The organism is Leptospira terpstrae serovar Hualin str. LT 11-33 = ATCC 700639 (assembly GCF_000332495.1).
GTDB classification, from domain to species: Bacteria; Spirochaetota; Leptospiria; order Leptospirales; family Leptospiraceae; genus Leptospira_A; species Leptospira_A terpstrae.
The window spans coordinates 500,279-527,263 of the sequence record NZ_AOGW02000006.1 but is presented as its reverse complement, the minus strand read 5'-3'; the positions used below and the strand labels follow the sequence as shown (position 1 = coordinate 527,263).

Here is a 26,985-nt window from a genome sequence, read left to right as displayed (position 1 = left end):
TCTGTTTATAAAATAAGCATTGGGAGAAAAGTAGAGGTGGGAGTGTTTACAAACGGTACGGAATGATTAGTTTTCAGTAGATGGAGACAAATCATTTGAAGAAATTTTCTTCTTTTTTTCTTGTTTTAGCCTAAATCCGTAAGCCAAGGTTCGGAAAAAACGTAAAAAAGGTAAAAATTTTAACAAAAACCGATTTCCCAACTGAGAAAGATGTTCATACCTTCTCTTTTTCGGACGGAGGACTGACTGTAAGACTCGACTCGCAAGCCGTTTTGGATTGGAAAGTTTTGGTTCGAGAGCAATGACACGAGAAAATCGGAACTCTCTTCCCATTTGTTTACGAAAAGAATCCCAAAAATAATCCAAAGCTGACTTGGAAGATCCATACAATCCAAATCCAGGAGTAGGATTTTTGGTGAGATCGGAACTAACAACAATTATATGGAGACCAACGGAAATTAAATTAGTTAAACGTTGTACTGTATAAATCGGAGCGAGTGTATTTGAATGAAACAAAATCTTTAATTTATTCCAATCTTCTTTTTCATCTTCTGCATAAGTAATTTGTTCTGAATTTAAAATAAAAACATCAATTTTATCTAATGTTTCAATGGCCGATTCAATCAATCGTTCCATTTGGTCAGGTTTGGAAGGATCAATTTTATACTTTTGTAAATTAGGATGATTGGGAATTTCTTCTGGATTGGAGTCACCAACAACCACAAGCGCACCTTCCGAAAGAAGTAGAGGTAGAAGTTCTTTTCCTAAAGGAGAAGAACCTGAACTGAGTACTATCTTTTTAGAAGCAAGTTTCATATCGGCAATTTTAACTAGTAGATCAATTGAGAGAAGGATCTTTTGTGTGGTCAACAAAGTATTTATAGATCCCACCTTTGCTTCGTAGGGCTTCCCGCCAAACAACCTCGGGATCGTCTTCTCGAAAAACAATTGATTCATCTACCTGGTCAGAAACTACCCAAGACAACCTATCAAACTCACTTTCCAATTGGCCTGATGACCAACCTGCATATCCTTGCAAAACACGAAACTGAATCTGATCAGAGGAAAGAACTTCAATCATAGTATCGAAACTTCTAGCCATATAAATTCCGGGAACAATTTCCACACCCGGATCTTCCGTTTGTTTCCCATTGTGTATTATGGATACAAACATGTTGTCTACAGGACCACCGGAAAACACTTGTTTGTTGGAATATACAGTGTCTGGAAGATTTTTAATCAGTGATTCCATTGTTTGGTCAGTAGGTTTATTTAAAACAAGACCAAAGGCACCGTCGTCATCATGGTCTACCATAAGGATGACGGTTTTGTGAAAAAAATCCTGAATCACGCTTGAATTGGAAATAAGTAACTTTCCGCGAGTTGAATCAGGAATTTCTGTCATTATTTTTTGCCGTGAATTTCTTCCAGGATTTTGTAAGCCACTTCTAAAGTACGAATATCAGAATCACCCTTCACCATAGGTTCGGATTCTCCTTTAATGCACTTAACAAAGTGTTCATGTTCCTGTTTGAGTGGGTTGTCTTTATGAACAAAGATTTTTTCCACAATCGATTCTTGTCTATATTTGATTTCTCCACTTCCAAGCTGAGTCGTTGAACTTGCTTGTCTATGTAACTCAATCTCTTGGTTGGTAAAATCTAAAAATACGTAAGAATCTTTTTGAGAAATGTTGAGTGTTCTGATTTTTGCTTGGGAGGCACGAGAAGCGTTTAGGGAAGCAACACATCCATTGGCAAAAGTAAGAACCACGCTGGCAATATCTTCGTGATTCGATACAACAGAAGATCCAACTGCTTTCACTTCTTTCACGTCTGATTTTACCAAGTTCAAAACAATATCAATGTCGTGAATCATCATATCCAAAACTACACCAACATCAGTAATACGACTGTTATATGGTGCTATCCTTCTGGACTCAATGAGTAGTGGATGTTCGGCAATTTTACCAAGCTCCAACACGGCACCGTTGAACCTTTCAACATGACCTACTTGTAAAATTAATTTGTTTTGTTTTGCTAAAGTCACAAGTTCTTTTGCTTCTTCTACCGTTTGTGAAATAGGTTTTTCCACCAAAACATGCTTCTTTTCAGTTAATGCCTGTTTTGCGATTTTATGATGAAGGAAAGTTGGTGCTGCAATGACAATCGCATCTGTTTCCTTTAACAATTCTTCCACTGTAGAAAACGCTTTTGTTTTGTGTTTTTCAGCTATTTGAGTGGCACGTTCTAAGTTGGCATCAAATATCCCGATGAGTTCAGCATCGGCTAGCTGTTTAGCAACGTTTACGTGGTATTGGCCCATGTGGCCAGTACCGATGACTCCGAGTCGGACTTTTTTCTCCATAGATGCTCTCAATACTCCAAATGATCAGCGGAAAAACAACTTCGATTTTCCACCGCTACCAACCTTTTCTCCGGACTCGCGGGCAAATTCTTCCATAAGTTCTCTCTGCTTTTTAGAAAGTTTTTTGGGAATTTCGACTTTGATGATTACGTGTTGGTCCCCTTTTCCGTAAGAACCAAGATAAGGAATTCCATGACCTTTCAATCGGAAGATTTGTCCACTTTCTGTTCCTTCTGGAATTTTTAAGTTGATGGTTTTTCCATCAATGGAAGGCACTTCAATCTCACCACCGAGGCAAGCCATAGACAATGAAATTGTTTTTTGAACTATTAAGTCATTTCCTTGGCGTTCAAAGGTCGGGTGTTTTTTAATATGTGTGACTACATACAAATCCCCACTAGGTCCACCGTTCGGGCCAGATTCTCCTTCGCCTGAAACTTTTAGCCGGCTACCGGATTCCACACCTGCAGGAATTTTAATATGAATAGTTCGTCTTTTCTCTGTTAGGCCTTCTCCCTTACATGTTTTACAAGGATTGGAAATGACTTTTCCTTTTCCTTTACAACGTGGGCAAGTTGTAGTAACACTAAAGAATCCTTGTGTCCTTCTCACTTGACCAGTTCCTGAACAATCAGGACAAACTGTTGGGGAAGAACCTTTAGATGCGCCAGAACCAGAACAATCCACACAAGTTTCAAGTCGTGGGATTTCAATTTTATATTCTTTACCAAGGGCCGCATCTTCTAAACTAACTTCTAAATTATAACGTAAATCCGATCCTCTTTGAGGACCGGACCTTCTTCCACCACCGCGGCTACCGGCACCACCTGCGCCTCCGAAAAATTCACTGAAGATATCACCGAAGTCTCCAAAAATATCAGAGAAATCAGTATAAGCACCAGCCCCGTATCCTCCGCCAGCACCGGCATTGACACCGGCCTTGCCGTACTGATCGTACGCGGCACGTTTTTGTGCATCACGTAACACTTCATAGGCTTCCGTAGCCTCTTTGAATTTTTCTTCCGCTTCTTTATCACCTTTATTTTTATCAGGGTGATATTTGATGGCTAACTTACGATAGGCGCTCTTGATCTCATCATCAGAGGCACCTTTCGAAACGCCTAATACTTCGTAGTAACCACGGTCGCTCATAGTTTTACTTCTTCTCTATTTATTTTTTGTCCTCATCGACTACGGTGTAATCCGCATCGACGACCTTTTCGCCACCGGCAGAAGATTCACTTGCACCTTGTCCTGCATTTGCACCAGGATCCGCTCCCGGAGCACCAGCTTCAGGACCTGCTTGTGAATAAATCTTTTGTCCAATTTGCATTGCGACTTCTTGGATGGAATCACGAGAAGCTTTCATACGTTCCACGTCACCAGATTCCATAGCTTCACGACCGCGTTTGATTTCGTCCTGAGCACGTTGTTTTTCTGATTCGTCGAGTTTGTCAGCAGATTCTCCGATGGTTTTTTCCAATTGGTAAACAATCGCTTCCAATTCGTTTTTAGTATCCGCAGCTTCGCGAAGTTTTTTATCTTCTTCCGCGTGAGCTTCTGCATCCTTCACCATCTTTTTGATTTCTTCTTCAGACAATCCAGAAGAAGATTCAATACGAATCTTTTGTTCTTTTCCTGTTCCTAAGTCTTTTGCCGATACGTGAACAATACCGTTCGCATCAATATCAAAAGTTACTTCGATTTGAGGTACTCCTCTTGGTGCCGATGGAATTCCTACTAAGTCAAAACGACCTAGAGTTCTATTGGCACTTGCCATCTCACGTTCCCCTTGCAATACATGAACCGAAACTGTGGTTTGGCTATCTGCCGCTGTTGAGAACACTTGTGATTTTCTTGTAGGAATAGTAGTGTTTCTTTCGATGAGTTTTGTCATCACACCACCCAAAGTTTCGATACCGAGGGAAAGTGGAGTTACATCAAGTAACAATACATCGGTTACATCACCTGCAAGAACTCCCCCTTGGATCGCAGCACCTACTGCTACTACTTCATCAGGGTTTACTGATTTGTTTGGTTCTTTACCAAAAATTTCTTTTACAAGGGCTTGCACCGCAGGGATACGAATGGATCCACCCACAAGGATGACTTCATCAATTTCACTTGCAGTTAAGCCAGCATCCTTCAATGCGTTGATACATGGAATGCGAGTTCTTTCTACTAGTGATCTTGTGATTTCATCAAACTTTGCTTTGGTGAGTGTCATATCCAAATGTTTTGGACCAGATGCATCTGCTGTGATGAACGGTAGATTGATTTGTGTAGAAGATGTTCCAGACAACTCGATTTTAGCTTTTTCAGCAGCTTCTTTCAATCGTTGTACTGTGTTTTTATCTCCAGAGATATCAATCCCAGTTTGTTTTTTAAACTCATCAATCATCCACTGCATGACTACGTTATCAAAGTCATCCCCACCAAGATGAGTGTCCCCATTTGTGGATTTTACTTCGAATACCCCGTCGCCAAGCTCAAGGATAGAAACGTCAAATGTTCCACCACCTAAGTCGTATACTGCGATCTTTGCACTGGTTTTTTTCTTATCAAAACCATAAGCAAGAGCTGCAGCTGTTGGTTCGTTGATGATACGTTCTACTTCAAGGCCAGCAATTCGACCTGCATCTTTAGTTGCTTGTCGTTGTTCGTCATTGAAGTATGCAGGCACGGTTACCACAGCTTTCTTCACTTCATGGCCAAGAAAGTCTTCTGCAGTTTTTTTCATTTTTTGAAGTACACGAGCCGCAATTTCTTGTGGAGTGAATTCACCAGAAACGGTTTCAAATTTGACTCCGTCATTTCCAGCACGAATCACTTTGTAAGATACCATCTTTGACTCGTCACCAGCCTCGTTGAAACGACGACCGATAAAACGTTTCGCAGAACGAATCGTATTTACTGCATTCGTTATTGCCTGGTTCTTTGCGAACTGACCAACAATGGTTTCACCCTTTGCTGTGAAGGCAACAATCGAAGGAGTGGTTCTTGCCCCTTCTGAGTTTTGAATGACAACAGGATCTCCACCTTCCATAACCGCCACACAAGAGTTAGTGGTTCCTAAATCGATACCTATAATTTTTTCCTTAGACATAGTCTTCTCCTTCTTACTAATATTAACTTTGTGGTTTTCCCACTTTTACACGTGCAGGACGAATGGATTGTTTGTTCTCACCTTCTTCATGGTAATAACCAGCTTGGTAAGTTTCCACAACAGTCTCTTCGGCAAACTCTGCACTTTCCTCGGAAGCAATTGCTTCCATTAGCATTGGGTCAAACGGCATTCCTTTCGGATCCAAACGTTTGATTCCTTCCTTTTCCAATACGGAATAAAATTCCTTTTGAACCATCTTGATTCCTTCAACGAAAGCAACAACTTCCGGAGTTTGGTTCGGAACGTTGGATACTCGCTCCAAGTTGTCTAAAGCACCTGTGAGTCCTTCAGCAAACTTCTTGATGGATTCTTTTCTTGCATTTAACAAGTCGTTTGCAGTTCGACGTTTGTAGTTTTGAAACTCCGCACGTTCCCTTAACCAAGAATCTTTTAAAGTTTCGATTTCTTTTTTGGCGTTATCGAGTTCTTTCTCGGCACCTTCTACTGCTTGTTCAATGGCTTCATCCGTAATGGTCTGTCCTTCTTCGACTGACACATTTTGTTCATCCACGGACCCGTTTGTTTCTTCTGCCATTTTTCCTCCTACTATCTACTCAATTTCGTTATCATTTCTGAAACTAACTTAGAAGTGAATTCAATCAAAGGTAATGCTTTGTTGTAATTCATCCTCTGAGGACCAATGATTCCCATGGAACCAATCCTCTTTTCACCCATTCGGTAATTGGTTGTAATGATGGTCACACCACCTAACTTTTCATTACCATCTTTTCCAATAATGGTATAAACACCATCCATCGGAACATAATCGCTAAAAAATTCTTTGAGGAACTGTTTTTCATCAAATAGATGCAGGATGTTCTCTAATTGTTCCTCTTCATCCTTAAAGTTTTCGTATAAGTTTTTCAATCCATCGATGTATAAGTTATCAACAGATTGACTGTCTGTTCCCATTGCTCGTGCAATCGATGGTGCAAACAAAGCAAATCCTTCTGGACCTTCCTTTTGCATCATCATCTGAGGAATCAGATTACTTTGAATTTCATGAACATCAAAACCTTTGACATTATCATTCAAATATCTTGAAATTTGGTACAGAGTCTCTTGCGAGATGTGGTAATCGAAAAAAATATTTCGATTGAGCACAGTTCCTGACCGCATAACAAGAATCATAAGAACTTCTCCACCATTTACATGGATGAGTTCAATATGTTTGAGTGTATCCAAAGATCCTTCCGGACCGAGAACCACACTCGCAGATTGCGAAAGGGAAGCCAAAACTTTGGATGTGGCGACAAGCACCTGATCCAATCGAAATTGCATCCGAAGATACTCTTCCTGGATCCTTTGTTTCTCTCGCATGGTAAGCTCAAAAAGCGTCACCAAACTATCCACATACAACCGATACCCGCGTTCTGTCGGAACCCGACCGCCCGAGGTATGGCGTGCCACAATAAAACCCATCTCCTCTAGTTCTGCCAAGCAGGACCGAATGGTAGCGGGTGAGACTCCGATATCGTATTTTTCAGAAAGAGTTTTGGATCCGACCGGTTTGTTGTCCGAAACGAATTCCTCAACCAATGCTTTCAAAATAGAACGATGTCTAGGCGAAAGATCCATATCCTTCTTGGCACTTCCTTTAGCACTCTGATGATTAGAGTGCTAATCTATGCTTAAAGTTTACGGATTTGGTATTTTTTCGTCAAGCAGGAAGAAGAATGTAGCTGGGAAATTTAGCAGAATCTTGAAAACTCTGCTAAAATTATGTCACACAGGGTAAACTTGGATGCAGTTACGGCCATGATTCTTCGCTTGGTAGAGAGCGATGTCCGCTAACTTCAAGATTTCCTCTGGTTTTTGAATCGGGTGCACCTTGGTGTATCCAATGCTCAGAGTAATATTGAGATAGTAGTTATCGAAAATAAAGAACCGGTGTGTTTCTACAGATTCGCGAAGGCGGTCGAGAACAATCGTGGCACCTTCCGTAGTTGTGTCAGGTAGAATGCAACCAAACTCTTCCCCCCCAATCCTCCCGATTGTATCCTCTTCCCTTAGACAATCCACAAAGATATTGGCCATTTTTTTCAATACCAAATCCCCAATGTCATGTCCATAGGTATCATTAATGACCTTAAAATGGTCGATGTCAAGGACGGCGAGTACTGATTCGCGGTTACGACGTTTGACGGTGGCAACAGTTTTCTGCAAACTTTCGGAAAAGGAACGTCGGTTTGGCAACATGGTAAGCTCATCCATATATGCCAATCGTTTCAAACTATTGATGAGAACATTCTTTTGTTCTTCTAGTCGTCTCCGTTCCCTCACATCACGTATGATGGCTGCATAAAACATTTGGTTTTCATTACGAATGGTAAAGGCACGAATCTCAACCGGGATTGTACCTTTTGGTTTTGTGACTAGTTCCAATTCTTTAAGAAACCCAGCAATATAATGAGAATCATTGGAACTTACAAAGGTTTCTATGGAATTCTGTTCCCCTTTTTCATTCGGAGGAAAAAGAAAAGAAAACGTTTTTTGATATAATTCTTCTTTTGTAAATCCAGTTAACGACTGTAACGCTAAGTTACTGAAGAGTATCTTACTATCAGTATCTAAAACAACAATGGCATCGATGGATTGCGAAACAATTTCTCTCGCAAACACATCTGTATTAATCTCATTCATTTCCCCAAATTTCCCCATAACCTTTTTCGCTTCGGAATGAATCCCGCCACTTGTGGATATGACGAAAATTAATTTCCGGTTTGTTGGTTCGGAATTCTTTTTTCGGCAAAACCTTCATTGGTTTTGGATTCAGACTCTGATACCAATAAGCAACAGAGATTAAATCTAAGGTCAAGGAATTTGCATGCCCATGTTCTAAAAGGAATAGGAAATTTCTTTCAAACCGTATTGGGGATTCCACCCAAAATCGATACAAATGAGTTCTGCCAAGCCAACCCACAGAATCCGAGACACGTGGATATCCGAAGTATGGATGCATAAAGATTTCTTTTGGTGACCAAGCGGTATTAAAAACATCTTCTGTTCCTGTACCTTTTAAGTTGGCCTCTGTTTGGTTCCCATCAATAAAAATCAAATCATCCCCTTCGCCATACCAAAGAGGAGTTGGGGAATCAACATACAAGTTAAGTCCCACAAATTGGCCTTTGCCTTCAGTTTCAAGAACAGAAAAGTAATTTTCTTTTTTAAAAACAGTCTTTTCTGTTTCTCCAAGAAGGCCCCATTCGTTTTCCTTCCCATTCACCGTGTTAGGTTTTGTTACACTTCGATTCCACTGGGCGTGAAACCTTAAATTGGAACCTAGTGGTTCTTTCCATTCTTCATAATCAATGTAAAAATAAAAATTACTGATATCTTCATCCGATTCATTTTCTATTTCAATCTTTGCTCCTGTTTCAAAGGGCATAGAAAAATAAGAGTTCATTGACTTTCCTTTTTTGGGGGCTGCAACCAAAGGAGCCGAATTTAAAATGTATTCCTCTCCCCAACCTTGTCCAAAAAACTCACCTAACGGAACCTCTACGGAAGGATACTCGTGGTTGTCCCAATAGATTCGAATGACAGCATTTTTACGAGCCATTGGATCTTTACTGGCAAGGGTCATCCAAATATGTTTGATGACTCCCCTAGTTTTAATCTCAGCTAAGGTTACAGTTTTTTTCTTTGGAATTTTGATAAAATCATCATTACCATTGGTAGGATCTGCACTTGAAATCCTTTGGTTACGGTAACTTTTATCTTTCCAAATCGAAGATTCCCATCCATCCGCAAATAATGAATTGGTGGAAATAGTTAGAGAAAAACCAATGAAAAAGATAGATTTCAACATAAGTAAATTCTTTTCTTTCCAATTTAATTTTGTGAACACTTTAGAATATTTATAATCCATTGTTATCTGTTTTTCGATTTATTTAAAACGGTTCACGAAAAAAAGAAAAATACCTGCCAGGACAAGTGACTGTAAGAAAATTTCAAATACTACGTATAGATGGATCGATAGTGTCACCTCTGGAATGAGAAATACCATTCCTTCTAGACTTCCCACAGCCGGAGAGATAGCGGCAAGTCCACCAAGGACAGTCCTCATCCAAACCAATACAAACATTTGTTTGCCGAAAGTTTGCACACAAAACCAATCCCAAATCACAATTAAAAAACTAACAATTAAGATTGCTTGAAATATCAAAGTCGGGAATAACCAAGTCATCGCTCTCGACCAAGCCGCACCATCGTTTGCTGTAATTAGAAACAATGGAAATACGGCACTATCGCCTTCATAATAATCCTTCATTACCAACTGGAAATAGGGAATTGAAACCAGTAGATATGCGGAAAGATGGCTGAAAATAAACTGAATTGTGATTTTAATCTTCGGATTCATGTTAAAGTTGTCCAATAAGGTAGGAGATCCCATCTTAACATGATGAAATCAGAACTCAAGGCAAAACTGCAAAGGACATTCCCAAAAGCCAAAACAGTTTCCTCAGGAAGGCTTTTTACACGCCAGTTGAGTAATCTTGTGGATGAATCCATCCGGACTCTATTTAGTGAGGTCTCCGAAGGAATCCCATTAAAAGACCATCTTTGTCTAATTGCTGTTGGTGGGTATGGACGTCGGGAACTAGCCCCCTATTCTGATATCGATCTTCTATACCTCCATGATGGAAAACTTTCCGATAAACTTCTTAGCGAAATTATTTCGAAGATCAATACATTCTTATATAATAACGAAAAGGAAGTAGGACATTCTTGCCGCACCATCAAAGAATCCTTTTTGTATTTGGATCAAATCGAAACCTTCCATGCTGTTCTGGACTCACGGTTTCTTGTAGGATCGGAAGTTTTATTTCAAAAATACAAGGCAGAATTTTTAGGAAAAATTCCTGAAAAAACCATCAAAGTTTTTAACGATTGGAAATTATCATATCTTCGTGAAAGAATTATTAATTCTTACAATCCTATCCTACTTTCTGAACCTAATATTAAAAACGATCCGTTAGGACTTCGTGATATTCAACATATGTATTGGATTGAAAAAACAAATCCATTGGCCGATTCAGCCGATGGTGGTATTTTCGATTTTTATTTGATTGGTGATAGTTTAACTCTTTTATCAGCTTATGATTTTTTACTTTTAACAAGATCAGCTCTCCACATCATCAGCGGCCGAAAGAATGACAGATTGGATTTGGGCTTACAGGCGGAAGTCGCAGAGTTTTTAGGTTTCGGACCAAAAAACGAAATCAAAACTCTCGAATCCTTTATGAGCCAATTCTACAAAGCCCAAAAGGAAGTGTATTTTTATATTGGAACCTATTTGGATGAAAAAACCAATCGCAATAAAAAAAGAATCCAACGTGAACTATCCAATCCAGATAGTTTGTATGATGACATCATTCAATTCTTCGCTGAATCACAATTAAACGAGGAAGAACCTTCCCGGATCGATCTAAATGAAATCAGATTCGCATCACACTTCTTAGATGATGATTTTAAAAATCAAAAGTCAGTTTTAGACACTTTTCTTGAGATGTTACGAAAGAAAAAACGGATTGGGCATACACTCACCTTAATGCATGAGTGTAATATTTTAGGTAAACTGATTCCCGAATTTGGAGCCTGTACAAATTTTCCACTGTTTAGTTACCACCACCAATACACGGTGGATGAACACACACTTCTTATTTTGCGAGAACTGGATGTACTCATCGCTGATTTATGGGAAGATCGGCAAATCCAGGAAGTATTCAATGTTTGTCAAAAAATTGAAATTTTGGCTCTCGCAATTCTTATTCATGATGCAGGTAAAGTAAAAGAAGGGGATCACAGCCAATACGGAGCGGAACTTGCACTCATCATAGCCGAAAGGTTTCGTTTGTCAGAAGAAGATACGGAACTTTTGCTTTTCCTAGTGGCCGAACACATTGTAATGTCGGAACTCTCTTCCAAAAGAGATATTTATGATCCAAAACTCATCGCTTCTTTTGCGAAACAATTTTCTAATGAAAACACTTTACGTTTGTTATACATTCTTACCATCATTGATACAAAGTCCGTAGGACAAGGTATCCTAACCAACTGGAAAAAGGAAATTCTACACTTCCTATTCACTTCCACGCTTACCTATTTGCAAAAAAAAGGAAATCTTGCTGACACCCAAGAGCGTATAGAATCCACTCTCGAAACTTATTTAATCGAAAAAGAAGGCCTTACAGCCGAACAATCCGAACGAATCGTTGAGTTTGGAATGAAAATCAGACCTTCCTCGTATTTAAATTACAATACTCCCAGACGAGTGTACCAACATTTCATATTACTTTATGATTGGAAAAGTTCGGGCTTGCCATTTCGAATGATCACAGAAAGAGAACCTGCCTTTGTCACTTTATCAATTTTTGCACAATCCGACAAACAAATGTTACTTTATCTTTCTGGAACTATCTCTTCTTTGGGATTAAATTTAGTAGGACTGCGACTATTTAGAACTGATGAAGACCAACTCATTCTACAAGCACAAATCACCGATGAATTTGGTAGTGGAGAAATCGCAGAAAAACAGATTTCTGATATAGAATCTACTCTGGCCGATTGTATCGATGGAAAAATCAATATAGAAGATTTGGCCTCCACAACCAACATTTGGAAAACATTACCACAAATTCCCGACGGAATGGTGGAAGAGTTGGTAAAATTTGCTAATGATCTATCAGAATCTTATTCTGTTTTAGAAGTGAGAGTTCCCGACTCTATTGGACTTGTGTATAGAATCTTAAAAACATTACTCGACTTTGAACTCGAAGTAATTTTTGTTAGGATCTCCACCAGTGCGGATTTTGCTTATGACTCCTTTCATATACAAACCAAAAATGGTACAAAAATTGAAGATACAGGCCTACTGTTGGCCATCAAAGAAAAAATCCTCTCGGTAGCGCGAGTGAAAGAAAATCAAGGAATCATGGAGATTAATTTTTAATATGGCATGGTGGAAAGAAGCAGTTATTTATCAAATTTATCCACGTAGTTTTCAAGATTCCAATGGTGATGGAATAGGAGATTTGGAAGGAATCATCGATAGATTGGATTACCTTGCTGGGTCCAAAGATTCCCTTGGAATTGATGCCATTTGGTTATCTCCAGTGTATCCTTCACCTATGTTTGATTTTGGATACGACATTTCTAATTATGAAGAAATTGATCCTGTTTATGGAGACACTCAAACTTTCAAACGGTTGTTAAAGGAAGCTCACAAACGTGGGATCCGAATCATCATGGATCTTGTGGTCAACCATACATCTCACCTTCACCCATGGTTTATTGAATCCAGATCTTCAGTCAATAGTCCCAAAAGAGATTGGTACATTTGGAAAGAACCAACCCATGTAGGTCCACCTAACAACTGGCTCGGTGCATTTGGCGGTTCCGGTTGGGAATACGACAAACGTACTGGAGAGTATTATTTCCATTCTTTCCTTAAAGAACAACCTGACCTCAATTGGCGTAATCCCGACGTAGAAGATGCCATTTTTAAAATGATGAAGTATTGGTTGGATATGGGAGTGGATGGGTTCAGACTCGATGTTGTCAACTTGTATGTAAAAGATGAATTTCTTCGAAACAATGCTTCTTACTTTATGAAAGGCCCAAGACCTTACGACAAACAAGTCCATACCTATGATCGTGATCGTCCTGAAATGCATGGAATCTTACGCCGAATGCGTAAACTTCTCGATTCTTATTCCGACAAACGCATGTTTGTTGGCGAGATTATGCAAGACTTCCCTGGAAACGTCCTCCTTCCTGCTACCTACTGCGGCCGAAATGACCAATTACACCTTGCATTCAATTTTATGTTTCTTTTTTCACCATGGAAGGCAGAAAAATTTTTTCAAATTGTCAAGGACTTTGAATCCGCTCTGGGGGAAGACAACTGGCCCAACTATACTTTATCCAACCATGACTTTCCTCGCCACATCACTCGTTACGAAAAAGGTGCCGATACTAAAGCCCGTGCCCAACTCGCCGCCTGTATGATGTTAACGCTTCGCGGTACACCGTTTCTCTATTATGGTGAAGAAATTGGAATGAAACGCCAAAAAGTTCCTTACAAAAAAATCCAAGACCCTGTAGGAAAACGTTATTGGCCCTTCCATCCAGGTCGTGACCCGGAACGAATTCCTATGCCTTGGGATGGATCCGAATCCACAGGTTTCACTACGGGAAAAGCCTGGCTTCCTTTGTATGAAGAAGCTAACACAATCAATGTGGAATCTCAAAAAGCAGATCCTAATTCACTGTTTTTCACTTACAAAAAACTCATCCAAATTAGAAAGGACCGCAAATCTCTTCGCAAAGGAAAATTAAAAATTCTTATTACGGAAGATAAACAAGCATTATATTACAAAAGAAGAGACGGAAAAGAAGAAACTTATATTTTTTTAAACTTCTCTGCAAAGCCAGTCAAAGTTTCCTATCCAAGAAAATGGATCCTAAATGAAATTTTATTTAGTTCAGCGAACAGAACATCTTCGTTTGATCTAGAAAAGGAATTGGACTATGGTGGTTTGGTTTTGCTGCCAAATGAAGCAGTAATTTTTGGAAAATAGTAAATGATAGGATTTCCTCTGCGATCGGTGGCGCAGAGATTCTTCATGTTTAAAAAAGTATTATTCTTTTGTATCCACCTTCACTGAAAATTCCAACAACCTACCCACCTCTTCAGGTAACGATACAATTTTCTTTGTTACATGGCTTACAGTAATGTAAGTAAGCATACCCGAACAAATATTTTTTTCAGAACATTTGATTTGAAAAGACCAATAAATCTTTGAAGATTTGTAACTCGGACTTAAAAGGACATCTAATACATCATCAAACTTCGCACCATTACGATAATCTATGAGCGATTGAACTACGTGAAAATCCAGTTGGTAACGCTCAATAAATTCTGAATAAGAAATTCCTTTGGAACGAAAGTATTCGGTAATAGCTACATCTAAATAATTTAGATAATTTGCGTTAAATACGATCCCTTGTGAATCAACTTCTGAATACCGAACTCGGAACGAATATTGGAAATTATTTTCTTTTGATTTCATTGAAAGTCTTTTGCTTCCGAAAAAGGAGCATGATGTTACTGATTTGATTCATATTGGTTTTAATAGGAAAACTTGAATTTAACTAACAAATATTAGATTTTCTTTTGTGATATAACAACGCTTTTTGTAGACAAGCAATCAGTTTTGTTTTGGAAAGTTTTTGGTTTACTTTAAAATACAATGCCCTTTTCCCATCACAGTTCCATTCCGGATATTCGTGAGCAATTTCCTCTGCGATAGTGGTTTTACAATTAAAGTAGAGTGCAAATTCAAGATCGTCCACCTTACCGATCCGAATGGTAGAACCTGATTTAGTTTTTGGAGTTAAAAAACTGGGTTGTCCCCATTTGAGGCATTCTTCGATTTCACCTATGCGCTCATCAGACTGGGCAAGTTCATAAATCCAACCACGAATTTCCATTACTTTATCCAACATGATTGGTGTTAGATTAGAATAATATTCAGAAAGGGATTCGGAAGGGATTGAGTATTTTTGTTTGCTCTTTGAATTGGTTTTCATTGGAAGTAGCGTTTAATTTTGCTTATTAGATCATTATCCAATTCAATGAAATCATTTTCAAACTATTGATTTTGATTCGAAGTTTGGGCAGTGGCCCAATGGATATCTTAATATTGAAAGATAGGTCCAATTTTTGGATCCAAGTTTTTGAATCGAACCTTATCTCCAATTTTTACTGATTCGAAGTTGGTAACATCTTCTACTACAGTGGTAAGTTTTACATTTTCCTCTGTTTGCACAATTGCTAGTACATAAGGTGCTCGGTCTGTCATATGCCCAAAACCTACATACACAATAGTAAAAGAATGGATGATTCCATTCTGTTTTAAATCTACTTTTTCAGTGGATTCACTCCCACATGAGGGACAACCATCCAAAACTTCCGCAACTTTGAAGTTACATTGGTTACAAGATGTGCCAGGGAATGTTTGTGTTACGTTCATAGTACATTTCTCAGTTGACCCAGATTTAATTACAATCCATTTATCAGACACAAAGTCATAAGAAAAACTATCTTAGAGTAAACCATCTTTTTTAATCTTAACCACTAAAGCTTGATATGTATTTATATAGAGTTCATCTCTGTGTTTGATAGGTCCGCCAGTGAATGGAAATACAAAAACCATAGGCAACCATTGTACCATAGTAAATGAATCTTTAAGCTGATATTCGTATTTTTTATTACCTTTATTTACAGCAACTTGGATATCTACAGTAGTTGTGGCCCAATACGGTATTGCCATCGCCGTGAATATATTAATAAAAAGAGGAACAATCCTTAATGGATGACTACGATCAAAAGCAGCTCCATCTATGACAAGCGTTGCTTCTGTTGGTTTATCGACAATTATGCAACAACCTGAATCTAAAATCGCCTTCTCGAACCATCGTTTATGAACATCCGATCTAGGGATCGCATCAGGAGCAGTAGAATTATATGTCCACCTGCTAAAGACCTTGATTTTTTCCGTTTTATCTGATTTATATTCACTTTCCTTTACAGTCGGGATATTATTTTCTCGAAAGGATCCACAATACGAAATCAAAGAAAGTGATGTGATTAACAGCAAAATAGATTTCTTTCCAAACATAAATCTTCCTTAAAAAAAAATGGCCCCACTAAAGCGACGGTAAAGAACCAAACGCAAAGTGAAGAGCCGTTGTTATACAATGATAGAAATTTTTAAATAAAAATCCTTACTTCAAAATTTTCATATTCGCAATATCATCTAAGAGCTTATTCATTGTTACCTGAAGAGCTCTTTCTCTTGCCAATCTTGCTCTAAATTCATACATAAAATTCTCAGTAGACTCTGAAATTGCAGAACCATCGTAGGTATTCTTAAATACTAGCTTATTATTTAGAAAAAGGGAATACTCAACTTTAATAGAATAAGATACATCTATGCTTCCAGTTGACTCGTTATCTTCTATTCTTTCTGCTGTTAATATGTATTCCCCATCCTTTTCTTTTACCTCGGAAAATAACTCCGAATACTTCAAATTTTCTTCAATTAAATTTGCAGCCAAAATATAGTAAAATTTTGTCGCAAACATTTCAAATCTACCTTCAGGTTTTGTTACCGAAATAGATCTTTTAACTGATTTAACCTGATATTTCTTAAAGTTCTTTGAATAATCAGGAACAAGAACGCAGTTGTATAGCGAAACTATAGTAAGTAAAAAAAGTAATCTAATGTTAAATTTCATTTTGTTTATCCTCTAAATTGTTTTTGGTTTTTTAATTATTTTTTCCGATATTTTTCATTAAAATCATAGGAAAACTCTTTCGTAATATTTTCTTGCGACTGTGTTATACTATGTGCAATATCTTTAGATACTTTATTGTTATTTAAATTTAAATTAAACCACCAAGAAGTAGTAATTATTACTTGTTTCTTGTAATCAAACTTATCGATTAAATTTAATTTTGAATCGTAGACATTAAAAGTAGCATTAACAGGTTCTACTTTCTTTGTTGGGTAAATAAAAAATGTCAAGACTGACAAAGCACTTTTAAAAAATCCAAGAAAACTTTCATCATAATCTCGCCAAGGATTTAAAGGTTTGCCCGGAATCCCAAGTATATAAAAATCCACATTTTCTGATTTTACAATACATTTAGTTTTTGAGATATCAGGCGTTAGTTCAAAGTCTATAAATTTTCGAAGTTCATCTTTTCCAGAGTCCTTTACTACATTTATATATGCATAAACGAAATCTATACAATTATCTCTAGTAATTTGCGAATTTCCACTCTTGGATGTGTAAAGCTCTATATCTTTTCCATCCAGAAACAATGGCTTCATGGATTTCTCATAATCAACCGTTGCTGAAGCACGGACTTCATCGCCATGTCGATTTTTTCTTAATTGATAGTCATAAGGAAGAAAACCTATTAAAGCGATTCTCTTTTCGGGAGTAATTTTAGTGAATTTTGAATCAGGGATCGTATAACTTTCATAGGAAGAGCACCCAATTAACGTAAAGAGAATTAATAATAGCTTTTTCATCTGGTATGAGATCGCATAACAAATCTAAATTGTAAATCATTTTTTTTAATTTAAAATCTAAAACAAATGTTAAGGCGAAGATTTGGCGGATATTTATCTGTTAGGCTAATGCAACACGTTTAAATCCCGCATTCACGAGATCCAAACGTGTTTTGTAAATGGTAGGTTTTACTTCAATCTTTCGATGATAGTAGCAATACCCATACCACCACCGATACAAAGAGTAATGAGTCCGTATCGAAGGTCTCTTCTTTCCAACTCGTCAAGAACAGTTCCAGTAAGGATAGCTCCAGTTGCTCCGAGTGGATGTCCAAGAGCAATGGCTCCTCCGTTTACATTGATTTTGGATTCATCAATTCCGAGTGTTTTCTTTACATATAACACTACAGAGGCGAATGCTTCGTTGATTTCCCAAAGGTCAATGTCTTTCACGCTAAGACCCGCTTGTTTTAACGCTTTTTGAGAAGCAGAAACAGGTCCTGTTAACATGATTGTTGGATCTTCACCAGTTGCCACGGTAGCGAGAATTCTTGCACGTGGTTTCAAACCGTATTTTTTTAGTCCTTCATCATTAGTGACAAGAATAGCAGCCGCACCGTCTACGATACCGGAAGAGTTTCCGAGTGTATGGATGTGATTGATTTTTGTAACTTCTGGATAAGAACGTAATGCAATGGCATCCAATTCTTTTTCACCGATAGTTTTGAATACTGGACCAAGGCTAGAAAGGAAAGCATAGTCTGATTCCAAACGTGGGTTCTCTTCTTCAGTCACAACAGTTCCATCATCCAAAGTAATTGGGATCACAGATTTTTTAAAGTATCCATTTTGAACCGCTGCATGTGCTTTTTGTTGTGAAGATTCTGCAAAACGATCTGCTTCTTCACGAGAAATATCATACTTTGTTGCGATTAAGTCAGCAGAAATACCTTGTGGGACTAGGTTGTAGTGAGCAGCAATTTTATCGTTACCAACGTTAAAATCACGTCCCATCATATCATCACCCATTTTCACGCGGCTCATGGATTCAACTCCACCACCAACGCCGAGTTCCATTGCTCCAGAAGCAACATGGTTTGCTACGTTGTTAAGGGCTTGTAATCCAGATCCGCAAAAACGGTTCACGGTATAACCTGGAACATCTTTTGGCCAATGAGCTGCCATAACCGCATAACGAGCGATACATGCAGCTTGGTCAGCAACTTGGGATACACAACCCATTACAACTTCTTCAACCGTTTTTGGATCGATTCCGGTACGTAATTGGATGGCTTTTAATGTGGCAGCAGCTAATTCTTGTGGATGGACGGATGCAAGTGTCCCGCGTTTTTTGCCCTTTCCTCTCGGAGTTCGGACAGCATCAATAATATAGGAATTCCCCATGGGTTTACCTCTCTCTGGGTGTTTCTAGGAAAAACGTACAGAGTTCGCTCCACAAGAAAAGTAAAAAAATCATCATTTCGTCATAGTTTTCATGATTTTGTGACGGTAGTGGTTTATTTTTGCTCGGATTTGGCAGTCATAACCCGAAATCAGAGAATCTATGCGATCTGCCTTGCTTTCATTTCGTTCTTCGGCGATCCGAATGTACCGAAAGTTGGGCTCAATGGCCTCTGAAAATTCCCTTTTGTTCCAGTCTACATAGCGCCAAGCGCTGAAACTATGGTTCACTCCAACCTTTTCGTCGATGGTTCCCAGGAGTTGGAATTTGGATTCACAGGGAGTTCGAAAGAAAATGTATCGGTTGAAGAAGTAAAGGATCGTTCGGTGGGGGTTTGCATCCAGAACCGAACGAAAATGTTCCCTCATTTCTTCCACTGTATAAAACAAATCAGGCCCTGAATTGGTACTTCGAAAGATGACTGGTGAAAATTCATTGGGAGTATAAATCCTTGTGAGGACTCGAATGTATTCTGGGTCATCCAACCGGTAAGGTATTTCATTAAAGGCAAAAGGGAATGGATCCCTTTCTGTCATGTGGATTTCTATATAACGGGTATGATCGTATTCCGGGTCATTAATGTCGGTTGCGACAATTTTTTTGATATAACGAGAAAGGAACTGGTCCTCATACAAATCACGAACGGTAACAGCCCCTTCTTCATAAAGAATGGCACTTCCAAAATCAATAAAACTAGCACCATTTAACAACCGTCCAATGGAACCATATTCATGATGTAATATTCGATTTCGAAAGATAGAACGAAGAATCAAATTATGATCATACAATCGTTTGCGACCTGATCGTTGTTCCACAACGGTGTTTTTTGTTTTTTTAACCTTGTAATAATGAATATGATTGGCGAGACCAAATCTTAACTTTTCAAAGGCATGATTTTCTAAAACACGTTTTTCATCTTCTTCATTATCGATGATGGTTGTCTCTGCAGATAGAACAGAATGGAAACCAATAAGAAACATCCAAATAAAAATATAAAAACAGTAACGGAAGTATTTTGTTCCTTTGGAGTGATTAGAAAAAATTCTACCAAAGGGACTTTTACTGTATTTTAAACGTACAAGCGATGAATTCACAAAATTAATCAGAGAGTGGAATTTAAAAAAAAGAAACCCGGCAGTTTCCCATAGGAAACATCTACCGGGGGATAGAGTGGATATGGCAGAATAAAGTTAATTCCTTTGGCCGAGAATCGGGCCACCAGTCTTTTCCATCATTCTTTCTTTGGTTAAAAATAAATCTTCACGGTTGTCAGCAGCCATCTCTCCCGTTCCATCCAAATAGATGGCACCCTTAGGACAGGCTTCTTCACAAAGTCCACAAAAGATACAACGGAGTAAGTTGATTTCAAACTTCTTTGCGTATTTATCTTCAGAATGTAAGTGTTGGCGTTCAGAAGAAACTTCCGCCGCCTCAATGTGAATGGCATTGGCAGGACAAATCCACATACAACAAAAACAGGCAGTGCATCGTTCCCGGCCTTGTTCATCTCGTTTCATGGAGTGCATTCCACGAAACCGAGTAGAATACTGGCGTTTTTTATCTGGATATTCAATGGTCACTTGTTTGTTAAACAAAGCTACCTTGAGAAAATGTTTGAGTGTGATCCAAAGGCCTTTGCCAATGGACCAAAAATAAAACTTTTCATACCAAGAGAACTGGTGTCTTTTAGCGACGTTAACTACATTAACTGTTCCCAACACTTGCCTCCATTCTTTCGGTTAGTTTTTGAAAGATAGAATCCACCACTCCTGCAGAAGTAGACAATCCTTTGATTGCAGTCATTGACTGTTCAAAGTTTTGTTTGAGGCCGTTTTTATTAGTAAAACTTCCTGCCGCTTCTGCAAATATTTGAATTGGAGCCGCCAAACTTGCGTTTTTTGCTGCGACTGTCAAATTAGTATCAAATACAATCACTTTGGAGGGATCAATCCCTTCCGGAATTGACTCTTTCAAAACTATTACCAAATCAATAACACCCGACTGAACTCCAGCGATGATTCCAGAAATCCCCGTATTGGTGGTGATTCCTAAATCCACTGCTCCGCGAGTGTTAGGGTGGTAGTCTTTGGTCAGTAAAAAATCAACTTGTTCGGTTTCTTTGTTTTGAGGCTCTGTTACTCTAGATTCCCATTGGATGGACTTTCCACCTAACTCTCGGGAGATATTCTCAAAACCTTTTTTTAATGATTCCAGTGTTTCGTTGGATTCATGGGCCCCGCCGATAACTGCAATGGACTTTGCAGATTTCATTCGTTCTGCTATTTTAGAAACCACTTCTTTCGAAGTCGAAGGAGTTCCGTGGTCTAAATAACTTAGCAGACGATTTTCGTTCATCCAATCCAAATCAAATCTTCCTTTGTCACAAAGGAAAAACATACCTTGGTCATAATTCTCGCGAACCATATAACGATACATTTTATTGTCTCTTACATTTGTTGTTACGTTACAACCTGTAGAACAACCATGGCATACTGATTTATGAGATTTATACCACCAAACACGTGATTTAAACAAAGTTTTATTATTAAGAAGGGCTCCCACAGGACAGATATCCGCCAAAGCCCCTTGGTAGTTGTGATCGATTGGTTCTGACTTAGCAAGACCAATGATGGAATGGTTTCCACGCTCAAAAAGTCCAAGATTGGATTCTCCCACCTTTTCTTCTTCGAAACGCACACAACGATAACAAACAATACAACGATTATGATTGATGATAAGATTGGTTCCAATCTCTTCTTGAGGAATATTACGTTTATCAAATTCAAACCTTGAATGACCAGTACCGGAACCAAATGCATTGTCTTGCAAACGACATTCACCAGCTTTATCACAAACTGGGCAATCTAACGGGTGATTTGCGAGAAGGAATTCCATAGTACCAGCTCGAGCTTCTTTGACTCGATCGGATTTGGTAATGATCCCCATTCCTTCTTTTACAGGAGTGTTACAAGCTGCTTGTAACCGAGGAACACCTTCAATTTCAATGAGACACATGCGGCACATACCGACAATGCTAAGTGCTGGGTGGTAACAGAAGTAAGGGATTTCGACTCCAACTTCTTTTGTGGCGTCGATGAGGTTTTTCTTTTCGTCGACTTCGTATTCGACTCCGTCTATCTTTATCTTAACCAAAGAACAGGCCCCCTACGTTTGATTAGACCTTATCATAGGTTTTTGTCAAACCTTCATTTTGAAATTATATTTACCTCGGAAAGATAGCTGAAGGGTTGCAAATCCACTACATTGTCATTGAAGAATTCCGAATCCAGGAATAGAGAACTCGAACGTATATTTGTTTGTTTGAGAATTTTTGCAATGAGATCATCCAAGATTTGTAAGGAACGAACTTCGTAAAAGAAGGTCTTATCGAGATTGATTCTCAAATTGGTGAAACTTCCGCGGCCGCCCAAGGTCAACATAAAGCGATCGTAGATTTCCTCTTGGGCTTTTTTGCCCGGACAACCCTTGATCTCCAAAAGCATTTGAGAAATAGAAAGTTCAGAGACAGATATCGTTAAAGGAAAATCTTTTTTATCGATGATATTTTCCGGTTTTAACTGTAAAACCAGCGCAATTTTTTCCAAAAGGGCTTGGTTCGCGATAGGTTTGAGAAGGTAAGCCGTGACGTGACTAAGTGCTGCTCTTCTTACTTGGTCCTTTTCACCCACAGCGGTTAACATGATGACAGGAGTCATCTTTAACATCTCCTTCCCTTTTTCTAAAAAACTAATCCCATCCAAATAGGGCATATTTACATCACTAATCACCAAATCATAACTATTGTTTCTGATTTTTGTAAGACCGGACATCCCATCCACAACATGAGTGACATCAAAGTTATACCTTTCCAAAGTATGTAACAATAGTTTTGCACTACTTTCATCATCTTCTAGGAGGAGGACTTTATAAACTTTTGGTCGATTCATGTGTATTAGGATTCCTTTATTGTTCCGGGATAGAATCTAAATTTGCATATTTCATAAACCATTTTGGTTGTAATGCTCGTTGGTAAAGGTATGCATCCACAAGTACTAAGTTTACCACAGCTTCCACAATTGGCACTGCTCTCGGTAACACACAAGGATCATGACGACCTTTAGCTTTCAAAATGGTTTCTTCGTTTTTATCGTTAATTGTTTTTTGTTCTTTTTTTATGGTAGAAGTTGGTTTGAATGCAGCACGTAAAATTAAATCCATACCGTTGGAAATTCCACCTTGAATTCCGCCAGAATTGTTAGTTCTAGTTTTAACTTTACCAGTCCCTTCTTCAATATAAAACTCATCATTATGTATACTGCCTGTTTGGCGAGTTCCACTAAATCCTGAACCCACTTCAAAACCTTTACAAGCAGAAATTGATAGAATTGCTTTTGCTAAATCCGCATCTAACTTATCGTACACAGGATCACCTAGGCCAGGTGGTAGATTTCGAACTGCGATTTTTACTACTCCACCGACGGAATCTCCTTCATCGCGAAGTTTGCGAATGAGAGTTTCCATTTCATCGTTTGCTGATTGTTTAGGACATCTTGTTGGGAACCTGTCCACTATATCTCTTGAATTGGGATATTCCAATTCACTAATATGGGAATCGATTGGTCCAATCGCATCTACCCAACCAACCGTAGAAATACCTAACTCGCGTTCTAAGATGACTCGAGCAAGACCCGCTGCCGCCACTCGTCCAATGGTTTCGCGTACCGAAGACCTGCCACCACCGACATGGGCACGGTGACCGTATTTTTCTGAATAAGTATAATCTGCATGCGAAGGACGAAAGACATGAGCCATTTCATCGTAGTCACTACCAATCGTGTTTTGGTTGTTCACTTTCATAAGGATCGGGCTACCAGTAGTTTTTCCTTCAAAAACACCTGACTCCACAACCATTCGATCTTTCTCATCACGTGGAGTGGTTAGATCATTTTGGCCAGGTCTACGGCGTGTTAGATCCTTTTGGATTTCTTCTTCAGGAAAGGGAAGACCTGCAGGAACTCCGTCCACAACAACACCAACGGAAGTTCCGTGGGACTCACCATACGTCGATACTCTAAAAATTTTTCCCCAACTAGAAGGCATATACGGACAATGAAAATGGAGATTGCATTCTCTCCAATAAAGTTTTTCATGAACTTGGAATGCACATTCTCTTTGAAGGTCCGAAATATAAGGCTCTTTTGATAGCTTTCGGATTTCACGCTTTATTAATATTCGCCCTAATTGGCTATAACCTCCAAAGGGACATAGATTCGCCATTTCTAAAATGGAAAGAAGGAGGAACTGTATCCACCCTTCGTCTGTATTTTTCTTCGGGAATGGGAAGTCCCAGTCCTTCCTCCGCCACAAGTCCAACAAACGCAGAAGGAACCAAAACTTTGGAAGAGGAAATCTCTGATTTTCAAAATTGTTTGAGTTATCCTCCGCTGGCCTTGGAACAAAAATTAGAAGATGTCTGCGTTTATAAACTCAGTGTGAAAGAAGATGGCAGTTTAGAAAAAATTGCAGTGGTCACAGCATGTAGGTATGCGGTCTTTGATTTACAGGTGCGTCGGCAACTTGCCGATTGGCAGTTCCAATATTCCAAAGGTAAAGATTTTGTCCTACCCATTAGGTTCCGTTTAGATGTCCGAGACTAACCCCCCCATCGAAGAAAGCGCTTGGTACATCGTTTACACCAAACCCAGAGCGGAAAAAAAACTGAGTGAATTACTTACCAAGTATCAACTGGAAAACTATGTTCCCATTCGGAAAGAACGAAAGAAATGGACAGATCGGTTTAAGTGGATTCATGTCCCCATCCTCCCTTCCTACATTTTTGTTAAAATTGTCTTCTGGAGAGATAAAAATAAAGTCCTCCAATTACCAGGTTCTCATCATTTTGTATTTCATAAAGGCCAACCGGCGACTGTTTCCCAAGAGGAATTAGATCAATTAGAAGAAGGCCTTCAAAAATATGCAGATAGTTTGAAAGTGAGTCCTGAATCGATTTTAGAAAAAGGAAAACTAGTTCGAATTATCAGTGGCCCTATGTTTGGGAAAACAATGGAAATTTTAAAAGTCAAAAATAAAACCTTAGTTGTCCTAAGGTTTCCAGGAATTGATGCTGCGGTTTCCTATGAAATCAATGTGGATCATTTAGCCTGGGAGGAATTAATCGTATGAATGAAAAAGATACCATAGCAATCGTAAAGCAAGCGCTAGATGATGAAATTTCATCTCTTATCCACTTCCGAGACGAATTAGATCCATCCGTTAAAGATTGTATCGATTTGATTTTAAAATCAAAAGGAAAGGTCATTGTCACTGGTGTTGGAAAGTCTGGAGATATTGCAAAAAAAATCTCTCATACACTTTCATCCACAGGAACCTCTGCTTATTTTTTACATCCAACGGATGCCTCCCATGGCGACTCAGGGATCGTAGGACCCGAGGATGTAGTTCTTGCCATTGGTAAAAGTGGAGAATCCGAAGAACTAAATTACATTTTGCCTACTCTTAGAAAAATCGGCGCCAAAATTGTTGGGATCACTGCAAACCCAAAATCGAAGTTAGCTTCTCTTTCTGATATTGTTATCATAACTCCGGTATTAAAAGAAGCTTGTCCTTTAGATTTAGCACCTACCTCAAGCACAACCATTGCGCTTGTTCTTGGAGATGCGATCGCTGTGGCACTCATGGAATTAAAAAACTTTCAAGCAAATGACTTTGCTTTGTACCATCCTGCTGGGAGACTCGGAAAAAGGCTTTCGTTGTACTTATCGGACGTTATGCGAAAAGGGGAAAGAAATGCCTCGATTCCTGTCGATGCCAATTTAGAAACCATTCTCAAAGAAATTACTGAAAAAGGAATTGGTGCCACTGGTGTTGTGGATTCTCAATCTAAACTCATAGGTCTCATCACTGATTATGATATTCGTAAGTATCTAACAAAAAATACATTGTTACCAACAGTCACTGCAAAAGACATGATGAATGCAAATCCTAGTAGTTTTAGACCTGAGGAAAAAGCTTACGATGTTTTAATCAAAATGGAAGGAAGAGAACGACCTATATCTGTGGCTCCCGTTGTAGATGAAAAAGGTCAATTTGTTGGAATGATTTCCCTTCACGATTTATTACAAAAAGGACTTTAATAACTTATGCCTGAATCTTATAAAATCATAGCTTCTGTTGGTGAAGATGATCTTCGTCATCTTCAAAAAAAGGATGTTAAGGAAGTTGATGTAATCGAAGTCCGATTGGATCTTTTTTCTAGAAATTACATCCAAAAGGAAATGAAAAAAAAGCTAAAAGCATTAGGACTTCCCGTGCTTTTTACTTACCGCAGGGCAGAAGATAGCAGTGTTCGTTCCTATGTAAAACTATTCCATGAAGACGTGGAAGGGATTTTAAAGGATTTTAACGATAACGCAAATTATCTAGATATTGAATTGAATCGTGAAGATACCATCTTTCGCAATTACGATACTCTTAACTATAGAATTATCTATTCCTACCATTCATTTAAAAAATCGATCCTTGCGAATGAAATGATGAATTACATCAACAAAGCAAAACCAGTAAAAAAGAAAAACCCTATCTTTAAGTTTGCCATTACACCAGAAGACATTGAAGAAACGGCAGATTTTTTAAACGATATTAAACTTTTAGCCAAATCCAATACGATGATTGGAATCTGTATGGGGGAACTTGGAATTATCTCTCGAGTTTTTGGCGATAAATTCCACTCGTCTTTTACCTATATGACACTCGGTGAAGCAAAAGCCCCTGGCCAAATTTCAGTAGATACTTTCAAAAAACTGCGGGCCGATTTGTTTAAAAGTCCAAACTCTGGAAAGGATTCAAAAGAAGATTAGTGTTAATGTCGATAATCCTCGGAT

At 38.6% G+C, this 26,985-nt stretch carries 28 protein-coding genes; 6 read left to right on the top strand and 22 right to left on the bottom strand.

Going from position 1 to position 26,985, the window contains the following annotated elements:
* Positions 1-66: 66 nt before the first annotated feature.
* The 10 genes from LEP1GSC203_RS04485 to LEP1GSC203_RS04440 form a co-directional block, all read right to left on the bottom strand.
* Entirely contained in the window at positions 67-816 is a 750-nt protein-coding gene (locus LEP1GSC203_RS04485) for an SDR family NAD(P)-dependent oxidoreductase (protein WP_002972550.1), read from the bottom strand.
* Between the two features lie 22 nt (positions 817-838).
* The gene (locus tag LEP1GSC203_RS04480) at positions 839-1,396 is read right to left on the bottom strand and encodes a YqgE/AlgH family protein (protein ID WP_198008556.1); all 558 of its coding nucleotides are present in this window, start codon (positions 1,394-1,396) and stop codon (positions 839-841) included.
* Between the two features lie 8 nt (positions 1,397-1,404).
* Positions 1,405-2,367 (bottom strand): Gfo/Idh/MocA family protein, encoded by a 963-nt coding sequence (locus tag LEP1GSC203_RS04475; RefSeq protein ID WP_002972402.1) that lies wholly within the window; start codon positions 2,365-2,367, stop codon positions 1,405-1,407.
* A gap of 24 nt (positions 2,368-2,391) precedes the next feature.
* A complete protein-coding gene (gene dnaJ / locus LEP1GSC203_RS04470) occupies positions 2,392-3,519 on the bottom strand; it encodes a molecular chaperone DnaJ (protein ID WP_002972352.1) in 1,128 nt (375 codons plus the stop codon).
* A 19-nt stretch (positions 3,520-3,538) separates the two neighbouring features.
* Positions 3,539-5,473: a molecular chaperone DnaK gene (dnaK, locus tag LEP1GSC203_RS04465; protein ID WP_002972458.1), complete on the bottom strand. Its 1,935-nt coding sequence runs from the start codon at positions 5,471-5,473 to the stop codon at positions 3,539-3,541.
* 22 nt (positions 5,474-5,495) lie between these two features.
* Positions 5,496-6,068 (bottom strand): nucleotide exchange factor GrpE, encoded by a 573-nt coding sequence (gene grpE / locus LEP1GSC203_RS04460; RefSeq protein WP_002972535.1) that lies wholly within the window; start codon positions 6,066-6,068, stop codon positions 5,496-5,498.
* Between the two features lie 11 nt (positions 6,069-6,079).
* Positions 6,080-7,111 carry a heat-inducible transcriptional repressor HrcA gene (gene hrcA, locus LEP1GSC203_RS04455; RefSeq protein ID WP_002972634.1) on the bottom strand — a complete coding sequence of 344 codons (1,032 nt, stop codon included), beginning with the start codon at positions 7,109-7,111 and terminating at the stop codon, positions 6,080-6,082.
* A gap of 147 nt (positions 7,112-7,258) precedes the next feature.
* The gene (locus tag LEP1GSC203_RS04450) at positions 7,259-8,176 is read right to left on the bottom strand and encodes a sensor domain-containing diguanylate cyclase (protein WP_039937235.1); all 918 of its coding nucleotides are present in this window, start codon (positions 8,174-8,176) and stop codon (positions 7,259-7,261) included.
* Positions 8,169-9,404 carry a glycoside hydrolase family 172 protein gene (locus tag LEP1GSC203_RS04445; RefSeq protein ID WP_002972844.1) on the bottom strand — a complete coding sequence of 412 codons (1,236 nt, stop codon included), beginning with the start codon at positions 9,402-9,404 and terminating at the stop codon, positions 8,169-8,171. The genes LEP1GSC203_RS04450 and LEP1GSC203_RS04445 overlap by 8 nt, the downstream gene beginning before the upstream one ends.
* Positions 9,405-9,422: 18 nt before the next feature.
* Positions 9,423-9,896, bottom strand: coding sequence for a hypothetical protein (locus LEP1GSC203_RS04440; protein WP_002972949.1), 474 nt, complete (start codon positions 9,894-9,896; stop codon positions 9,423-9,425).
* A 39-nt stretch (positions 9,897-9,935) separates the two neighbouring features.
* Here LEP1GSC203_RS04440 and LEP1GSC203_RS04435 point away from each other — a divergent pair, with 39 nt between their 5' ends.
* Positions 9,936-12,488, top strand: a complete 2,553-nt coding sequence (locus LEP1GSC203_RS04435) for a [protein-PII] uridylyltransferase family protein (RefSeq protein WP_002972277.1) — start codon at positions 9,936-9,938, stop codon at positions 12,486-12,488.
* A gap of 1 nt (position 12,489) precedes the next feature.
* Entirely contained in the window at positions 12,490-14,118 is a 1,629-nt protein-coding gene (locus LEP1GSC203_RS04430) for a glycoside hydrolase family 13 protein (RefSeq protein WP_002972339.1), read from the top strand.
* Between the two features lie 60 nt (positions 14,119-14,178).
* On the opposite strand, the gene LEP1GSC203_RS04425 is transcribed toward LEP1GSC203_RS04430, so the two are convergent.
* The 12 genes from LEP1GSC203_RS04425 to aroC all read right to left on the bottom strand — a co-directional run bounded on the left by LEP1GSC203_RS04425 (position 14,179) and on the right by aroC (position 24,184).
* The gene (locus LEP1GSC203_RS04425; RefSeq protein ID WP_002972202.1) at positions 14,179-14,610 is read right to left on the bottom strand and encodes an acyl-CoA thioesterase; all 432 of its coding nucleotides are present in this window, start codon (positions 14,608-14,610) and stop codon (positions 14,179-14,181) included.
* Between the two features lie 82 nt (positions 14,611-14,692).
* Positions 14,693-15,130, bottom strand: a complete 438-nt coding sequence (locus tag LEP1GSC203_RS04420) for a hypothetical protein (RefSeq protein WP_002972542.1) — start codon at positions 15,128-15,130, stop codon at positions 14,693-14,695.
* A 107-nt stretch (positions 15,131-15,237) separates the two neighbouring features.
* A complete protein-coding gene (locus tag LEP1GSC203_RS04415; RefSeq protein WP_002972400.1) occupies positions 15,238-15,573 on the bottom strand; it encodes a Zn-ribbon domain-containing OB-fold protein in 336 nt (111 codons plus the stop codon).
* A gap of 72 nt (positions 15,574-15,645) precedes the next feature.
* On the bottom strand, positions 15,646-16,221 hold the full coding sequence (locus LEP1GSC203_RS04410) for a hypothetical protein (RefSeq protein WP_002972709.1): 576 nt from the start codon (positions 16,219-16,221) through the stop codon (positions 15,646-15,648).
* Positions 16,222-16,327: 106 nt separating this feature from the next.
* Positions 16,328-16,840 carry a hypothetical protein gene (locus tag LEP1GSC203_RS04405; RefSeq protein ID WP_232225766.1) on the bottom strand — a complete coding sequence of 171 codons (513 nt, stop codon included), beginning with the start codon at positions 16,838-16,840 and terminating at the stop codon, positions 16,328-16,330.
* Between the two features lie 35 nt (positions 16,841-16,875).
* Complete coding sequence (locus LEP1GSC203_RS04400; protein WP_002972701.1) at positions 16,876-17,643, bottom strand: Lp29 family lipoprotein; 768 nt, start codon at positions 17,641-17,643, stop codon at positions 16,876-16,878.
* 168 nt (positions 17,644-17,811) lie between these two features.
* Positions 17,812-19,026, bottom strand: a complete 1,215-nt coding sequence (locus LEP1GSC203_RS04395; protein ID WP_002972897.1) for an acetyl-CoA C-acetyltransferase — start codon at positions 19,024-19,026, stop codon at positions 17,812-17,814.
* A 72-nt stretch (positions 19,027-19,098) separates the two neighbouring features.
* Positions 19,099-20,064, bottom strand: a complete 966-nt coding sequence (locus tag LEP1GSC203_RS04390; RefSeq protein WP_002972530.1) for a hypothetical protein — start codon at positions 20,062-20,064, stop codon at positions 19,099-19,101.
* A gap of 210 nt (positions 20,065-20,274) precedes the next feature.
* On the bottom strand, positions 20,275-20,802 hold the full coding sequence (locus tag LEP1GSC203_RS04385; protein ID WP_039937125.1) for a NuoI/complex I 23 kDa subunit family protein: 528 nt from the start codon (positions 20,800-20,802) through the stop codon (positions 20,275-20,277).
* Complete coding sequence (locus LEP1GSC203_RS04380) at positions 20,789-22,237, bottom strand: 2Fe-2S iron-sulfur cluster-binding protein (RefSeq protein WP_002972903.1); 1,449 nt, start codon at positions 22,235-22,237, stop codon at positions 20,789-20,791. Before LEP1GSC203_RS04380 ends, LEP1GSC203_RS04385 begins: the two co-directional genes overlap by 14 nt.
* 53 nt (positions 22,238-22,290) lie before the next feature.
* Positions 22,291-23,031, bottom strand: a complete 741-nt coding sequence (locus tag LEP1GSC203_RS04375) for a response regulator (protein WP_002972653.1) — start codon at positions 23,029-23,031, stop codon at positions 22,291-22,293.
* A 16-nt stretch (positions 23,032-23,047) separates the two neighbouring features.
* Positions 23,048-24,184: a chorismate synthase gene (gene aroC, locus LEP1GSC203_RS04370; RefSeq protein WP_002972668.1), complete on the bottom strand. Its 1,137-nt coding sequence runs from the start codon at positions 24,182-24,184 to the stop codon at positions 23,048-23,050.
* Positions 24,185-24,243: 59 nt separating this feature from the next.
* Here aroC and LEP1GSC203_RS04365 point away from each other — a divergent pair, with 59 nt between their 5' ends.
* Genes LEP1GSC203_RS04365 through LEP1GSC203_RS04350 form a run of 4 tightly spaced genes read left to right on the top strand, consistent with a single transcriptional unit; the run spans position 24,244 to position 26,961 of the window.
* Entirely contained in the window at positions 24,244-24,741 is a 498-nt protein-coding gene (locus LEP1GSC203_RS04365) for an LIC_10042 family TonB-like protein (RefSeq protein WP_232225764.1), read from the top strand.
* The gene (locus tag LEP1GSC203_RS04360) at positions 24,728-25,267 is read left to right on the top strand and encodes a UpxY family transcription antiterminator (RefSeq protein WP_002972361.1); all 540 of its coding nucleotides are present in this window, start codon (positions 24,728-24,730) and stop codon (positions 25,265-25,267) included. Before LEP1GSC203_RS04365 ends, LEP1GSC203_RS04360 begins: the two co-directional genes overlap by 14 nt.
* Positions 25,264-26,238, top strand: coding sequence for a KpsF/GutQ family sugar-phosphate isomerase (locus tag LEP1GSC203_RS04355; RefSeq protein WP_002972852.1), 975 nt, complete (start codon positions 25,264-25,266; stop codon positions 26,236-26,238). The genes LEP1GSC203_RS04360 and LEP1GSC203_RS04355 overlap by 4 nt, the downstream gene beginning before the upstream one ends.
* A gap of 6 nt (positions 26,239-26,244) precedes the next feature.
* Positions 26,245-26,961, top strand: coding sequence for a type I 3-dehydroquinate dehydratase (locus LEP1GSC203_RS04350; RefSeq protein WP_002972907.1), 717 nt, complete (start codon positions 26,245-26,247; stop codon positions 26,959-26,961).
* The last annotated feature ends 24 nt before the right edge of the window (positions 26,962-26,985 follow it).